The sequence below is a fragment of the Bradyrhizobium sp. HKCCYLS1011 genome (assembly GCF_051167795.1).
GTDB lineage: Bacteria > Pseudomonadota > Alphaproteobacteria > Rhizobiales > Xanthobacteraceae > Bradyrhizobium.
In genome coordinates, this window is sequence record NZ_JBNPTT010000004.1 from 32315 (window position 1) to 46675 (window position 14361).

General features: G+C 64.5%; 14 protein-coding genes. 11 read left to right on the forward strand and 3 right to left on the reverse strand.

Annotated elements, in window-relative coordinates; all coding sequences use genetic code 11:
- Positions 1–122: 122 nt before the first annotated feature.
- The 6 genes from ACQR1W_RS13145 to ACQR1W_RS13170 all read left to right on the forward strand — a co-directional run bounded on the left by ACQR1W_RS13145 (position 123) and on the right by ACQR1W_RS13170 (position 7622).
- Positions 123–1940: a long-chain-acyl-CoA synthetase gene (locus ACQR1W_RS13145; protein ID WP_434851184.1), complete on the forward strand. Its 1818-nt coding sequence runs from the start codon at positions 123–125 to the stop codon at positions 1938–1940.
- Positions 1941–2074: 134 nt separating this feature from the next.
- Positions 2075–2320, forward strand: a complete 246-nt coding sequence (locus tag ACQR1W_RS13150; RefSeq protein ID WP_434851185.1) for an acyl carrier protein — start codon at positions 2075–2077, stop codon at positions 2318–2320.
- A complete protein-coding gene (locus tag ACQR1W_RS13155; RefSeq protein WP_434851186.1) occupies positions 2307–3704 on the forward strand; it encodes a class I adenylate-forming enzyme family protein in 1398 nt (465 codons plus the stop codon). Before ACQR1W_RS13150 ends, ACQR1W_RS13155 begins: the two co-directional genes overlap by 14 nt.
- On the forward strand, positions 3697–4428 hold the full coding sequence (locus tag ACQR1W_RS13160) for an SDR family NAD(P)-dependent oxidoreductase (RefSeq protein WP_434851187.1): 732 nt from the start codon (positions 3697–3699) through the stop codon (positions 4426–4428). Before ACQR1W_RS13155 ends, ACQR1W_RS13160 begins: the two co-directional genes overlap by 8 nt.
- Before the next feature lie 110 nt (positions 4429–4538).
- A complete protein-coding gene (locus tag ACQR1W_RS13165; protein ID WP_434851188.1) occupies positions 4539–6833 on the forward strand; it encodes a heavy metal translocating P-type ATPase in 2295 nt (764 codons plus the stop codon).
- A gap of 123 nt (positions 6834–6956) precedes the next feature.
- The gene (locus tag ACQR1W_RS13170) at positions 6957–7622 is read left to right on the forward strand and encodes a Crp/Fnr family transcriptional regulator (protein ID WP_008967449.1); all 666 of its coding nucleotides are present in this window, start codon (positions 6957–6959) and stop codon (positions 7620–7622) included.
- A gap of 128 nt (positions 7623–7750) precedes the next feature.
- Here the strand turns inward: ACQR1W_RS13170 and ACQR1W_RS13175 are convergent, their stop codons facing one another.
- Positions 7751–8374 (reverse strand): c-type cytochrome, encoded by a 624-nt coding sequence (locus ACQR1W_RS13175; RefSeq protein WP_434851189.1) that lies wholly within the window; start codon positions 8372–8374, stop codon positions 7751–7753.
- A gap of 428 nt (positions 8375–8802) precedes the next feature.
- Here ACQR1W_RS13175 and ACQR1W_RS13180 point away from each other — a divergent pair, with 428 nt between their 5' ends.
- The 4 genes from ACQR1W_RS13180 (at position 8803) to ACQR1W_RS13195 (ending at position 12324) form a co-directional block, all read left to right on the forward strand.
- Positions 8803–10152, forward strand: a complete 1350-nt coding sequence (locus ACQR1W_RS13180) for a cytochrome C (RefSeq protein WP_434851190.1) — start codon at positions 8803–8805, stop codon at positions 10150–10152.
- 28 nt (positions 10153–10180) lie between these two features.
- Positions 10181–10954, forward strand: coding sequence for an outer membrane protein (locus tag ACQR1W_RS13185; RefSeq protein ID WP_434851191.1), 774 nt, complete (start codon positions 10181–10183; stop codon positions 10952–10954).
- A gap of 46 nt (positions 10955–11000) precedes the next feature.
- Positions 11001–11636: a c-type cytochrome gene (locus ACQR1W_RS13190; RefSeq protein WP_434851192.1), complete on the forward strand. Its 636-nt coding sequence runs from the start codon at positions 11001–11003 to the stop codon at positions 11634–11636.
- Positions 11637–11721: 85 nt separating this feature from the next.
- Positions 11722–12324, forward strand: a complete 603-nt coding sequence (locus tag ACQR1W_RS13195; RefSeq protein WP_434851193.1) for a c-type cytochrome — start codon at positions 11722–11724, stop codon at positions 12322–12324.
- A 47-nt stretch (positions 12325–12371) separates the two neighbouring features.
- Here the strand turns inward: ACQR1W_RS13195 and ACQR1W_RS13200 are convergent, their stop codons facing one another.
- On the reverse strand, positions 12372–12755 hold the full coding sequence (locus tag ACQR1W_RS13200) for a hypothetical protein (RefSeq protein WP_434851194.1): 384 nt from the start codon (positions 12753–12755) through the stop codon (positions 12372–12374).
- A gap of 179 nt (positions 12756–12934) precedes the next feature.
- Here ACQR1W_RS13200 and ACQR1W_RS13205 point away from each other — a divergent pair, with 179 nt between their 5' ends.
- The gene (locus tag ACQR1W_RS13205) at positions 12935–13651 is read left to right on the forward strand and encodes an MgtC/SapB family protein (RefSeq protein ID WP_008967456.1); all 717 of its coding nucleotides are present in this window, start codon (positions 12935–12937) and stop codon (positions 13649–13651) included.
- 20 nt (positions 13652–13671) lie between these two features.
- Here the strand turns inward: ACQR1W_RS13205 and ACQR1W_RS13210 are convergent, their stop codons facing one another.
- Positions 13672–14334, reverse strand: a complete 663-nt coding sequence (locus ACQR1W_RS13210) for a DUF2278 family protein (protein WP_434851195.1) — start codon at positions 14332–14334, stop codon at positions 13672–13674.
- Positions 14335–14361 lie beyond the last annotated feature (27 nt).

The window sequence follows — 14361 nt, forward strand, 5'->3', positions numbered from 1 at the left end:
GCCATGTTGTCGCGCGGGCTGCCCGGGAATGACGGCGCGCGACCCGGTCAGATTAACCCTGCCGGTTAACGGCTACGCAGGCCGGACCGCTTATATGGAGCCGAGACAGGCGGTGGTCGGCAATGAATTCTGGGCTCTTGGATCGGTCGGCAGAGCGGCCGCGGCCGGGCGGAAAGCCCTCGGCGGCCAAGGTCTGGCTGAACGCGATCGAGCTGACTGCGCGCATCGAAGCGGAACCGGCCCGGCTGTTCGCCGACGTCATCGACGATTGGGCGCTCGCGGCGCCGGAGCGGCCGGCGCTGATCTCCGCGTGCGAGAGCTTCAGTTATCGCGAGCTTGCGACCCGCATTAACCAATATGCACGCTGGGCGCTCGCTGTCAGCATCGGGCCGGGCGAGACGGTCTGCCTGATGATGCCCAGCCGCCCGGACTACCTGGCGGCGTGGCTCGGCATCAGCCGCATCGGCGGCGTGGTCGCGTTGATCAATACCAACCTGGTCGGAGCATCGCTCGCGCATTGCATCGATGTGGCGAGCCCTAAGCATGTGATCGTCGCGGACGCGTTCGCCGCAGCCTATCAGGAGGCCGCACCGCTGCTCCGGGCCGCGCCAGACGTCTGGACCCATGGCAGCCGGCAGGATGCGACCGATATCACTGCTGCGCTCGCCCGGATCGAGGGCGGCGCGCTGTCTCCGGCCGAGCGGCGCGAGGTTACCATCAACGACCGCGCGCTCTTGATCTACACCTCCGGCACGACCGGCCTGCCGAAGGCCGCCAGCATCAGCCATCGCCGCATCCTCAATTGGGGCGGCTGGTTCGCCGGGTTGACCGGCGCGACGGCGGACGACCGGCTCTATGATTGCCTGCCGGTCTATCATTCCGTCGGCGGCATCGTCGCCCCCTGCAGCATGTTGCGCGCCGGGGCCAGTGCCGTGCTGGTCGAGAAGTTCTCGGCGCGAAACTTCTGGCCCGACATCGTTCGGCACGATTGCACGTTGTTCCAATATATCGGCGAGCTCTGCCGCTATCTGTTGAGGGCAGAGCCGTCGGAGCTCGATCGCGCGCATCGTCTGCGGCTCGCCTGCGGCAACGGGCTGCGCGGCGATGTCTGGGAGGCGTTTCAGGCACGCTTTGCGATCCCGCAGATCCTCGAATTCTACGCCGCGACCGAAGGCAATTTCTCGCTCTACAATGTCGAGGGCAAAGCGGGATCGATCGGCCGCGTGCCATCGCTGCTCGCGCATCGTTTCCCGGCTGCGATCGTCCGGATCGATCAACAGGCAGGCGGCGTCATGCGCGGCGCGGACGGGCATTGCGTGGCTTGTGCGCGCGGCGAAGTCGGCGAGGCGATCGGGCGCATCGGCACCGCCGATTCCGGCGGCGGCCGTTTCGAAGGCTACACCGACGCAGGCGAGACCGAGAACAAGATCCTGCGCAACGTCTTCGCGCACGGCGACGCCTGGTTTCGCACCGGCGACCTGATGCGGCAGGACGAGCAGGGCTTCTTCTATTTCGTCGACCGCGTCGGCGATACCTTCCGCTGGAAGGGCGAGAATGTCGCGACCGGCGAAGTCAATGCCGCGATCCTGCAATGTCCCGGCGTCGTCGAAGCTGCCACCTATGGCGTGGCCGTGCCGGGCGCGGATGGCCGCGCTGGAATGGCCGCGCTGGTGATCGATCAGCGGTTCGATCTCGCGGTCTTCGCGATCGAGCTGGCGCGCCGCCTGCCGGCCTACGCCCAGCCGGTCGCGTTGCGCATCACGACTTCGCTCGACGCGACCGAAACCTTCAAGCAGAAGAAGCAGCAATTGATGCAGGACGGGTTCGATCCCGGCATCGTGCGCGATCCGCTGTTTGTCAGAGACGCTGCGGCGGGAATTTACCATCCGCTCGACGCGCTCCTCTATGCGCGGATCGCTTCCGGCGCGATCCGGCTGTAGGCGAGCGGAATTTTACTCATACTGACCGCAATGCATTTACCAATGCGAGGAAAGATCGCGTCGGGCTCCGCCTTCTTTCACCTTTTCGTTTTATCATCCGCTGCAGCAATTTTAGTGAAAAGGCGGGTTCGTTCATGTCGGTACGGTTAAGGATCATCGCGGCGATGAAGCAGATTGCCGAGGAGCAGAAGGTCAAGCTGCCGCCGCTCGCCGATGATCTGACGCTCAACGAAATCGGCTTCGATTCGCTCGCCTTCGCGATCCTGGTGGCGCGCCTGGAGGACGATCTCGGCGTGGACCCGTTCACGCTCGCCGAAGATGCGGTGTTCCCGCATACCGTGGGCGATTTCATCAGGGCCTATGAGAATGTCCCCGCGTGAGGTCTTCGCGCTCCGCGACCATCTCGGTTCCGAACTGACGGGGCGCACGATCTCCGATCCGCGGCATCTGTTGCGGCTTTCCGATCTCACCGTTCAGAGTTGCCTCGCCGGCCGAAGCAATGAGCTTGATGGGCGTGCGGTGCTGCTCGCCACCGCCGGCCAGCTGCTCGCAGGCCTTGCGATGATCGAGATCGATGGCGTCGCACGGCGCATGCTGCTGTGCCCGTCCGACCTCAAGCCGGAGCACCTGGGAAGCGTGATCGCCGACGCCGAGATCGATACTGTCGTGACCGACCAGCCGGAGCGCTTTGCGGATTGCGGCGTTGACCGCGTGCTTGCAGTCGGGCTGCCGCGAAAGGTGGAGAGCCGCGGGCAAACGGCGCGCGCGACCGAATGGCTGATGCTGACCTCGGGCACGTCGGGCGTGCCGAAGATTGTCCGCCACACCCTCGAAGGCCTGTGCGGGGCGATCATCGGGGACAGTCCGGCGCCCGGCGCATCGCCGGTCTGGGCCACGTTCTACGATATCCGCCGCTATGGCGGCCTGCAGATCTTCTTGCGCGCGATCGTCGGCGGCGGCTCCATGGTGCTGTCCGATCCGGACGAGGTGCTGGCCGATCACGTGGCGCGGCTGAAGGCGCGCGGTGTCACCCACATGTCCGGCACGCCGTCGCATTGGCGCAAGCTGTTGATGAGCGGCGCGGCCAGCGGCTTTGCGCCGCGCTATGTGCGGCTGTCAGGCGAGATCGCCGACCAGGCCGTGCTCGATGGTCTCGCCCAAGCGTTTCCAAGCGCCACCATCGGCCACGCCTATGCCTCGACGGAAGCCGGCGTTGGCTTCGCCGTCAACGACGGCCGCGAAGGTTTTCCGGCTGATCTCCTCGGTGCAGGCGAAGGCATAGGGCGCGATGGGGTCGACATGAAGGTCGTCGACGGCTCGTTGCGCATCCGCTCCAAGCGTGCCGCGCATGCTTATGTCGGCCGCGACACCGCGGCTCTCACCGACGCGGGCGGCTTCGTCGATACCGGCGATATGGTCGAGCTGCGCGGTGACCGCTACTACTTCGTCGGCCGCCGCAACGGCATCATCAATGTCGGCGGCCTCAAGGTTCACCCCGAGGAGATCGAGGCGGTCATCAACCGCCATCCGGAGGTGCGGATGGCGCGGGCCAAATCGCGCAAGAGCCCGATCACCGGCGGCATTGTCGTCGCCGACGTGGTTCTGATCGAAGGCAGCGACGTCGCTCGCGCCAATGCGATTCGCGACGAGATCGTGGCCGCGTGCCGTGCCAGCCTGGCGCAGCACAAGGTGCCGGCGATGATCCGCTTCGTGCCGGCGCTCGATGTGACGGCGGCCGGCAAGCTGGCGCGTACCGATGCGTAATGTCCTGGTCACCGGCGGCAGTCGCGGCATCGGGCTTGCGATCGCGCGCCGCCTGGCGGGCGCCGGCTATGACGTCATCGCGGTGGCGCGCCGCGACAGCGCCGAGCTCAACGCCGCGATCGCCGAGTTCTGCGCCAGCAGTGGCGGCATTCATTTCCGCGCCTGCGATCTGAGCGCGGTCGAGGCGATCCCGGCCTTCGTCAAATCGGTCCGCGATGAGTTCGGTCCGATCCATGGCCTCGTCAACAATGCCGGTCTCGGGACCGAGGGCCTGCTGGCGACCATGCACAATTCCGAGATCGAGGCGCTGGTGCGGCTCAACGTGCTGGCTCCGATGATCCTGACGAAATATGTCGTGCGTCACATGATGGCGGCGGGCGAGGGGCGCATCGTCAATATCTCCTCGATCATCGCCGGCACCGGCTACAATGGCCTTTCGGTCTACGGGGCGACCAAGGCGGCCGCCAACGGCTTCACCCGCTCGCTGGCGCGCGAGGTCGGCAAGCTCGGCATCAACGTGAACGCGGTCGCGCCCGGCTTCATCGCAACTGAGTTGACGCAGAGCATGGACGACGAGCAGCGTGAGCGCATCGCCGGCCGCAGCGCGCTGCGTCGGCTTGCCGACGCCGAAGATGTCGCCGCGATGGTCGAATATCTGCTCGGTGAGGGCGGCCGTAACATCACCGGCACGGTGCTCACGGTCGACGCCGGCAATACCGCCTGACACAGCTGCGTCCGGTTCGCAGAAACCGCGTCTCAACCGTTGATTTCGGTCAAGCCTGAGGCGGCCTTCCGCGGCGATAGTCCCGGTATCTTTCATGGAACCTGCCGGTCATGGTCGAGCGCCTTCTGCGGTGGACACTCGTTGCAATCGCGGTCGCTGGGCTGGCCGCGGGCGGCATCGCTCACGCGTTGGGCCGCCCTGAGCTGGCCGATCTCGCATTCACGCTCGCAACGGTGCCGGTCATCGCGGGCCTGATCATATCGATCATCAAGGATGTTCTTGCCGGCCGGGTCGGCGTCGACGCCATCGCCCTGGTGTCGATGACTGCGGCGATCGTGCTGCGACAGCCGCTGGCCGGGGCCGTGGTGGCGTTGATGTATGCCGGCGGCAATGTGCTGGAGGACATTGCGGTCGCGCGCGCCGAACATGATCTGCGCGCGCTGGTCGACCGCGCCCCCCACGAGGCGCATCGCCGGACCGACGATCACATCGAGGATGTGCCGGTCGGCGATGTCGCAATCGGTGATCGCCTGATGGTGCGCGCCGGTGAGATCGTGCCGGTGGACGGCATCATCGAATCGGCCGCCGCCATCGTCGACGAATCGGCGCTCACCGGGGAGCCGATCCCGGTGACCAAGCCGCGCGGTACGGCGATCCTGTCCGGCTCATTGAACGCCGGCGAGACCTTCGACCTGTCGGTGACCGCGACCGCCGGCGAAAGCACCTATGCCGGCATCGTCAAGCTGGTGACAGCGGCACAGACCGCGAAGGCGCCGTTCGTGCGGATGGCGGATCGTTATGCGCTGATCTTCCTGCCCGTGAGCCTCGCGATTGCCGCCTTGGCCTGGTTCGCCTCGGGCGATCTGACCCGCAGCCTCGCGGTGCTTGTCGCAGCTACGCCATGCCCGTTGATTCTCGCGGCGCCCGTCGCTTTCATCGCCGGAGTGGCCCAGGCCGCGCGCCGCGGCATCCTGGTCAAGGGCGGCGGCAAGCTGGAGGCGCTCGCGCGTGCGCACACCGTGCTGTTCGACAAGACCGGGACGCTGACGGTCGGCGGCGCGCGCTTGTTGTCGGTCGAAGCCGCGCCCGGCGAAGATGCCGATGCCGTGCTATTGCTCGGCGCCTCGCTCGAGCAGGCCTCGCATCACGTGGTGGCGCATGCCATCGTGCAGGCAGGCCTCGCCCGCGGCTTCAGGCTGAAGGTGCCGGACCAGGTGCGGGAGACGCTGGGCTCGGGGCTCGACGGGCTCATCGAGGGCCGGCGCATCGGCGCGGGCTCCCGCGACCTGATCCTCGCCGGCGGAAGCGCTCCACCGTGGGCGGCCCGCGCGATCCGCCGCGCCTCCTGGCGTTCGGCGCTGATCGTCTTTGTCGCGGTCGAGCATCGGCCGGTCGGCGCGCTATTGCTCGCTGACGAACTGCGTGCCGATACACCACGCGCCATTCGCCTACTGCGCGAGGCCGGCGTCGCGCGGATGGTGATGGTGACCGGTGACCGCGCTGCTGCAGCGCAGGCGATCGGCGCGGCGCTCGACCTCGATGCCGTGCTCGCCGACCGCGTGCCGGCAGACAAGGTCGAGGCCGTCAGGACCGAACAGCGGCTGCATCCGACCATCATGGTCGGCGACGGCATCAATGATGCGCCGGCGCTCGCGGCCGCCGATGTCGGTATTGCGCTCGGCGCGCGCGGGGCCAGCGCTTCGTCGGAAGCCGCCGACGTCGTGATTCTCGCCGACCGGCTCGACCGGGTCGGCGAGGCGATCCTGATCGCCCAGCGCGCACGGCGCATCGCGCTGCAAAGCATCGTCATCGGGATGAGCCTGTCGTTGCTCGCGATGGGCGCGGCGGCGCTCGGCTGGCTGCGGCCGGTGCCGGCCGCGCTGATCCAGGAGGCGATCGACGTGGCCGTCATCCTCAATGCACTGCGAGCATTGTGGCCGGCCTATCGCGGTCGCACCTCGCATATCACGTTCGAGGTCGGGCGCGAGCTTCGCCACGACCACCAGGCGCTGATCCGCGGCCTCGACAGGTTGAGATCGATCGTCGATGCCCTTGACGACGCAACTGCCGAAGCGGCCGCGGTCCTGATCACCGAGGCCAATCGGCTGGTGCAGGACCAGGTGGTCGCGCACGAACGTGACGACGAAGGCGCAATCTATCCCAAGCTCGCGAGGTTGCTGCAGGAGAGCCATGGGCTTTCTGCCATGAGCCGCGCCCACCGTGAGATCCTGCATCTGGCCCGGCTTCTGGCGCGCATCGCCGACGACCTGCCGACCGAGAAGATCGACCGCTATCTGATCCGCGATGCCCAGCGCGTCGTCGAGGCGATCGAGACCCTGGTACGCATGCATACCGCGCAGGAGGACGACATCTACGAAGCGGTGGCCGAGCGCAGCGCGGCTTGAGGCCTGTATTGATCTAACGCAATACTGGCCGGCCGTTTGATGTCAAAATTTTTCTAGGAAAGCGCCGGAGAAAAGCTGAAGCTTGAGAAGCAAGAGTTTGGTGTTGGATATTTCGGTGGCTGCATGTCGTGGCCTGATAAAAACCTGACTCACGAGATTGATGCCAGAGCTTTCCTCGAAAGGACGAGCACCGGCGTCACGCTGGAGACTTATCTCAAGAATGAGAGGATATTCACGCAGGGCGACCCAGGCGATTCCATCGGGTACGTCCGGCGAGGCATGGTGAAGGCAACGATCCTGTCCGCAGTCGGCAAGGAGGCCATCGTCGGGATTTTTCAGCAGGGCCAATTCTTTGGCGAGGCTTGTCTAGCTGGAGCGAATGTCAGGACCGCGAATATCGTCGCGCTTGAGGACTGCGCGGTGACTTTGATCGCGCGTGACACGATGCTGTCACTGCTGCATATGGAGTCGGCATTTTCGGCGTTCTTCCTGTCTCATTTGATTTCCCGCAATGATCGCCTCGAAGGCGACCTGATCGACCAACTGTTGCATTCGACCGAGGAGAGGCTGGCACGGTTGCTCCTGCGACTGGCCGATCTTCGTGAGGGCAACGATAAGCCCGTCCCGGTGTCCCTGAGCCAGGAGACGCTAGCTGAGATGATCGGCACGACGCGATCGCGGGTCAGCACCTTCATGAACAAGTTTCGTGAGCGCGGCTTCATCAGCTACGACAGCCGCGGCCGGATCCAAGTCTATGCGACGCTCTTACTGTCGGTGCTGGGCAGCTGACCTGAAGTCAGTCGGCGTCGCCGCCAGCAGCTGCCGGCATTCGTTGATCGGTTCCCAAGAGCATACGAACGTCGGCGCGGGCCGTTAGTCGTCGCGCCGCATGACGAGTGTGGATGTGAGCACCGACTTCAGTCCAGGTCACTAAGGTAGGCGGCAACCGCCTTGATTTGCGCCTGCGTGAGATTGTGCGCGATCGGCGCCATGATGTCCGAATTGTCGGGCTTCGCCTTGTCCTGGCCGCGCTCTTTGCTCCAGTTTGTGAGTTTACTGATGATGTAATCATGAAGCTGGCCGGCGAGCCGCGGAAAGGCTTCGGCGCCTTTCGCATCTGCGCCATGGCAAGATGCGCAGGGCGGTACTTCCGCCGATGGGATTCCTTGTTCGTAGATGCGCTGTCCTTCTCCCGCGAGCTCTTTCGAGCCGCCGCCAAGCGGCTTCGGGTTGAGAGTCTGGAAACGTTCGGCGAGCGCCTTTTCCATCCCCGGGCTCAGTACATGCGCGACATTGAACATCACCGGATTGGTGCGACGGCGCTCGATGAAAGCTTGCAGCTGGTTGATCAAGTAGTCGGGCTGCTGCCCGGCCAGGCGGGGCATTGGAAACGCTCCGCGAAAGCCCTGTCCCGACAAGCCGTGGCAGGTTTTGCAGTAGCTGAGCTTGGCCTCTAACTCCGCCTTTGGAATCGCTCCTCTGCCACTATCCTCGGTGCGAGCGGAGGTGGCGAAACTGCCGATGACGATCGCCGCCAGCAATGCGCGTCCTAATGATCTCAAACTCATTCCAGGCCCCGGGAGCTGTCGTGATGAGCAAAGCGGAAGTCCGACAGCAGGCCTCCCAACCGGAGCCGTGCGGCCGTCTTGTTGCAGAAAGACATCACACGAAAGCATTTCTGTTCGCTGTTCTCTTTTGAACAGTCGCATTCAGTACCTCGCGGTTAGCTCACGGGAGGGGACATGTTTCGGTGCGTGCACGTGGAGCGTGTAGGATGGGGAGCGCGGCGCGAGTCTTACGGGGCCGAAGCGGGCGATATCGTCGGGCTTGCAGATGGCTTGCTGTCGGCGCAGCCGCGCTCGTTGCCGGACTGTTCATTATCGCCTTTGCGTCGCCGGTCCACGCGTTACCGAGCTTTGCGCGACAGACCGGTCAGCCCTGTGGCGCCTGCCATACCGATTTCCCGGCGTTGACGCCGTATGGTCGAAGGTTCAAGCTACTTGGCTACACGGCGGGCGGCGGACCGTTTAAGACCACACCTTTCTCCTCGAATGAGGCGCAGAGCGTCCGAGCGGAATACGACAGGCTGCGCGGCTACGCTGCGACGGCAACGCCGCAGCCTGCGCACGACGACAGCCAGACCTATGTTCCGCCGCTCTCCATGATGGCCATCGTTGGCTTCACCCACACGCAGGCGCCGCTTCCGCCGCCCACCGATCCGTACAGCCCGAACGACAACACCGTGTTGTCGCCCTTCAGCGTTTTCTGGGGCGGCGCCATTACCAGGGACATTGGGGCCTTCGCGCAGGTCACCTACAACGCCGTGCCGGCCGGCGGCTTTGGTGATCCTTTCGGGCACACATGGACGTGGGACAACACTGACGTGCGGTTTGCCCGCACGGCAAGCTTCGGGCCGCTCGATCTGGTTTACGGTATCACCGCTAACAACAATCCGACGGTCCAGGATCTCTGGAATACGACGCCGGCCTGGGGCTTTCCCTACGCGGCATCGACGCTTGCGAACACGCCGGCGACCAAGACCATGATTGAGGGCGCCTTCGCCGCGCATGTTGGCGGCGTCGGCGCTTACACGATGATCAACGACCTGCTCTATCTGGAGCTTACCGGCTATAAGACCCTTAGCTTCAGCCAGCAGAACGCGCTCGGCACCGACCCGTTCGGGGTCGGACAGATCGGTGGTATTGCGCCATATTGGCGCGTGGCGCTCGAGCCGCATTGGGGCCGGCATTCACTGATGGTCGGCACGTTCGGCATGTATTCCGAAGTCCATCCGTGGGTCGACACCAGCTTCGCGACCTGGTCGACTGCCGTGCAGCCGCTCACCGACAGGTTCACCGATCTCGGCTTCGATACCCAGTATCAGTATCAAGGCGACGACTACTGGCTGACCTTGCGTGGCAGCTATATCCGGGAATTCCAGCGGCTTGATGCAAGCTTTGCTTCGCTCGCGGCCGCCAATCCGACGAATCTCGTCAATAGTCTGAAGCTCCAGGCCTCGGTGGCGTTCGGCGGCGACAATCGGATCGTGCTGACCGGGCAATATTTCAACATCTGGGGCACGGCCGACCCCACGCTTTACGGGATCGATGCAACCACCGGCCTGGCACTGACACCGAACAGTGATGGCTGGACCGCCGAGATCGCCTACATCCCCTTCGGGCTCAGCAAGTCGCCGCTGTGGCCTTGGTTCAACGCCAGGATCGGACTGCAATACAACTACTACAACAAGTTCAACGGCACCACGGTCGGAGCCCACGACAACAATTCGCTATTCCTGCACGCCTGGTTTGCGATGTAAGGGGCCCGCAGTTCAAGGAGAACGTCCGATGAAAAGAGCCAGTCTCCCCAGCATCGCGGCGCTCGCCGCCGTTCTCGCAGGGCCCGCCGTCGCAGCCGATCTGCCGCTGAAAGAACCCGCGAGCTTCGCCGCGCGTTTCAACTGGACGAGCTGCTATCTCGGCGGGCATCTCGGTGGTGCTTTCGCCACCAAAGACATCACCGATCCTGTTCAGCTCGTGCAGGATCAGTTCGCGGGCGCGCCGGTCACGACGGGCGTTACAACGGTCAGCCCGACGCCAAGCGGCGTCCTGATCGGCGGCCAGATCGGCTGCGACTATCAGTTCAGCTCGTCGCTGGTCGTGGGAATCGAGGGCGCGGCCTCAGGGTCGACGATGAAGAGCACCTCGTCCGTTACTCTGCCGCTCGGCAATCCCGATACGGCCAGCGTGAAGGCGACGACCGACTTTCTGACGAGCTTGACGGCGCGTTTCGGCTATGCCGCGGACAATCTGTTATTCTATACCAAGGGCGGCGGGGCATTGGCCGGCGACAAATACGACGTCACGGGTTCGTTCGTCGGGGTTCCGTTCGCCTTCAGAGGCACCGAAAACCGCGTCGGCTGGACTGTCGGCGGTGGCGTGGATTGGGGCTTTGCGGACCATTGGTCGGCCAACGTCGAATACGACTACTATCGCTTCGGCCACGGCACGGTGACGATGTCGGATCCCGTGAACGTTCTGTCGGGACCTGTCGACGTCAAGCAGACGATCCACGTCGTCAAGGTGGGGCTGAATTTCCACATCTGGGGCGCGGGGCTGTGAGCTGCAGGGGCGAGCCAATCCGGCGTGCTGACGCAGAGGCGGATCAATGAGGGGCATTCGTCTGGGGCTGATCGGGGGAGCCACGATGCTGGTCGCGGCGGCCGTGGCCGCGGATCGCACGCAGGAGTCAGTTGCGCGCGGCGGCTTCGAAGCCAAGCTGCAATATTGCAAAACCTGCCATGGACTATCTGGCCAAGGCTATTACGGCTATTTTCCGATGCCGCGCCTCGCCGGCCAGCAGCCGCAATATATCGAGAACCAGCTTCGCGCCTTCCTCGAACGACGACGAACCAATCCGATCATGGCCAACGTGGCCCACGCGCTGAGCCCGTCGATGATATCGGCCTTGGCCGCGCACTTCCAGGCTCTCGACCCGAAGCCGCTCGGTGGCGCGCCGCGCGCATTGTCTGGCCTCGGCAAGCGGATCTATGAGGACGGGTTGCCGGAGAGCAACGTGCCGGCCTGCGCGGCCTGCCATGGCCTCGACGGCAGGGGGCACAGCGAGATTCCGCGCCTGGCCGGTCAGCTCTACGCCTATACGGTTGGCCAATTGTCCGGTTGGAGCAAAGCACGCGGACAAGGCACCGCGGTGGACACCTCGGCGGTTATGGCACCGACTGCGCACAATCTGACGCGGGCTCAGGTCGAAGCGGTGGCTGCTTATGTCAGTGAACTGCGATGAGGTTGCCATCACCACCGACGGCCCTGGCCGGCGACGTGAGGTGCAGACCTCAGGAGCGATCTGCGATGCGCGAAGGTACCGCACCATGAAACAGTCGAATCTTTGGCTCGCTCTGTTTCTGTTTGCGCTGTTTGCTCCGAGCGGTCCGGTGCGGGCCGGCGACAACGACGAGGTTCGCAATTGCACGTGGTGCCACGGTACATCAGGACAAGGCTATATGGTCGCGCCGAGGCTGGCCGGCCAGCGGCCACAATACATCGAAAGCCAGATCAGGGACTTCCACGATCATATTCGCGATGCGCCGTTCTCGAAGCAGTACATGTGGGGCGCCACAGCCGCGCTCCAGCCGGATCGGGCTCGCGCGCTGGCGCAATATTTTGCGACGATTGAGCCGAAGCCCGCCAATGACGGCAACCGCGCCTCCGCAGCGAGAGGACGAACGGTCTATATGGAAGGCATTCCGGAGGCCAATATCGTCGCCTGCTATGCCTGCCACGGGCCAAACGCGGAGGGCGTGCGCGATATTCCTCGGCTGGGTGGGCTTTCCTATGCCTATCTGAGATCGCGGCTCGAGCAGTGGGGGCAAGGCTACCATTCCACGCCAGGTTCACCGATGCCGGTGGTCGCGAGCCAATTGGGACCGGAGGAGATCGAGGCGCTGGCTTCCTACCTCAGCTTCGTCCGATAGGCCCGACTTGCGTGCCTTCGCCTGAGCGCAATCCGTCATGCGGATGATTACTTGATGGGCTTCGGCAGGTCGATCCGCTCCCTGGAGAATTCCGGGGGCCCTTCGATCAGGCGCCGAATCCGGCGTTCCCGCTCGTCTGCAGGCAGATCAGGATCGAGCATCCGGTCGACCTGCGCGACGGCGATCCGCTCGATCGCGTCGATCGCGTGTGGGTCGGGTATGGTCTCGTGTGGAGCGGTTGCTGGCGCAGCCGCCCGCAGGCCGATCTCCAGCAGCTGACGGATGGCATCGGCGCGCGTGATCTGATGCGCTTCGGCCCAGGCATCGATATCGGCGGTGAGCTCCTGCGACAGCCTCACCGCGCTGACGGCATCATGTCCCACCCGGACGGCAGGGCTGAGATCCTTTCTGGTATCGGACACGGGCGTCATCTGTCTGTTGCTCATGGCAGCCTAAATGGAGTTGATGGGGCAGGATTTGATTCCGATCAATGATGTCTGGCGGTCGCCATCGATGTCCGCCGCCTGCCGGGGCGAAGAGGTTGATCACGGTGGCCGGCGCGGCTAGGGAGTTGCCGCATCATCAAGAGTGAGACGGCAACAGGCCCCGCATGCGCTTCCTGCAAACCTTCCAGCTGTACGACTTCCTCGACACCCTGGTCAGCCTGTTCACGGCCTTCGTGCTCGGCACCTTGATCGGTGCGGAGCGGCAATATCGGCAGCGCAGCGCGGGCCTGCGCACCAACGTGCTGGTGGCGGTCGGGGCCGCGGCCTTTGTCGATATCGGCAACCGTCTCACCGGTGCGGAAGGCGCGGTGCGCGTCATCGCCTATGTGGTGTCCGGCATCGGTTTTCTCGGCGCCGGCGCGATCATGAAAGAGGGCCAGAATATCCGCGGCCTCAACACTGCGGCGACCTTGTGGGCCTCCGCCGCGGTCGGGGCCTGTGCCGGCGCGGACCTGATTGCGCAATCGGCGGCGCTGACGCTGTTCGTGTTGTCCGGCAACACGCTGCTGCGGCCACTGGTCAATGCCATCGATCGGATTCCGCTCACCGAAAAGCACTCGGAAGCCAATTACGAGATCGTTGTGAGCACCGACGCGTTGAGCGCAGCGGAAATCCGCGAGGCGCTCGAGGACCGGCTGGAGACCGCGAAATATCCGGTGCGGGAGACCGAGGTGGCCTATCGCTCCGAGGACAATGTCGAAATCACGGCGCTGCTGGTGCCGCTTGCGGTCGAACCGGGCGATCTCGACCGCGTCATCGCCGAGCTCGCCAAACTGCCGGGTGTGCGTCATGCGACCTGGAATGTCAGCGCGCTGGAATGACTGAGCGGTTGGATCGGGAATCAAATGCTGCTGCTATCGGGCAGCGGATTGCCGAGCTCGTCGGTCGGCACCAGCTGCTGGTTGAAGGCGGCGAAATAGGCCGCCCATTCCGGCTCGCCGACATCGACCAGGACCGCGCCATCCTGCCAGATGTCGTTGTGGTCGTTGGCATCGTTGCCGGCATGGTGGATATAGCCTCCGGTCGAGCCCTGGTTCATATGGACGTCGTGGATGCCGTTGCCATCGATGTAGAAGCGACCGAACACATAGACGTCGCGATTGTCCTGCTGTGCGCGTGACAGCAGCCGTTTCAACGAGGCCACCGGCTCGACGACGTCGGAGCCGTCCATCACATCGCTGTCGCGCCAGCGCCCGGTGTTGGTCAGGAGATCGCTGCGCAGGAAGTCGAGGGCGGGCAGGGCGCTCTGGCCGGTGAGATCATGGACGCCGCTTTCGCCGGCGGCGAGCGTCTGGATGATCGGGTGACGGAAGTCGAAGACCAGCTTGTATTTCAGGAGGTCGTCGGCGTCATTGGTGCCGACATTGATGGCGAAATCCCATTCCTCATCATCGATCAGCATGCCGACATGCAGGTGATACTGGATTTCGTGATGCTGCCGGCTGGATGTGAGGCGCGGCTCGGACGTGATCCTGGCCTTGGCAAATCCGTAAGCGAGCGTCACGACGCGATCCTCCGCCTTTGTCCGGCC

Bases quoted from the DNA above. Each gene is read 5' to 3' on its own strand.
- ACQR1W_RS13145 (WP_434851184.1), top strand. From the start codon at position 123: ATGAATTCTGGGCTCTTGGATCGGTCGGCAGAGCGGCCGCGGCCGGGC.
- ACQR1W_RS13150 (WP_434851185.1), top strand. From the start codon at position 2,075: ATGTCGGTACGGTTAAGGATCATCGCGGCGATGAAGCAGATTGCCGAG.
- ACQR1W_RS13155 (WP_434851186.1), top strand. From the start codon at position 2,307: ATGTCCCCGCGTGAGGTCTTCGCGCTCCGCGACCATCTCGGTTCCGAA.
- ACQR1W_RS13160 (WP_434851187.1), top strand. From the start codon at position 3,697: ATGCGTAATGTCCTGGTCACCGGCGGCAGTCGCGGCATCGGGCTTGCG.
- ACQR1W_RS13165 (WP_434851188.1), top strand. From the start codon at position 4,539: ATGGTCGAGCGCCTTCTGCGGTGGACACTCGTTGCAATCGCGGTCGCT.
- ACQR1W_RS13170 (WP_008967449.1), top strand. From the start codon at position 6,957: ATGTCGTGGCCTGATAAAAACCTGACTCACGAGATTGATGCCAGAGCT.
- ACQR1W_RS13185 (WP_434851191.1), top strand. From the start codon at position 10,181: ATGAAAAGAGCCAGTCTCCCCAGCATCGCGGCGCTCGCCGCCGTTCTC.
- ACQR1W_RS13190 (WP_434851192.1), top strand. From the start codon at position 11,001: ATGAGGGGCATTCGTCTGGGGCTGATCGGGGGAGCCACGATGCTGGTC.
- ACQR1W_RS13195 (WP_434851193.1), top strand. From the start codon at position 11,722: ATGAAACAGTCGAATCTTTGGCTCGCTCTGTTTCTGTTTGCGCTGTTT.
- ACQR1W_RS13200 (WP_434851194.1), bottom strand. From the start codon at position 12,755: ATGACGCCCGTGTCCGATACCAGAAAGGATCTCAGCCCTGCCGTCCGG.
- ACQR1W_RS13205 (WP_008967456.1), top strand. From the start codon at position 12,935: ATGCGCTTCCTGCAAACCTTCCAGCTGTACGACTTCCTCGACACCCTG.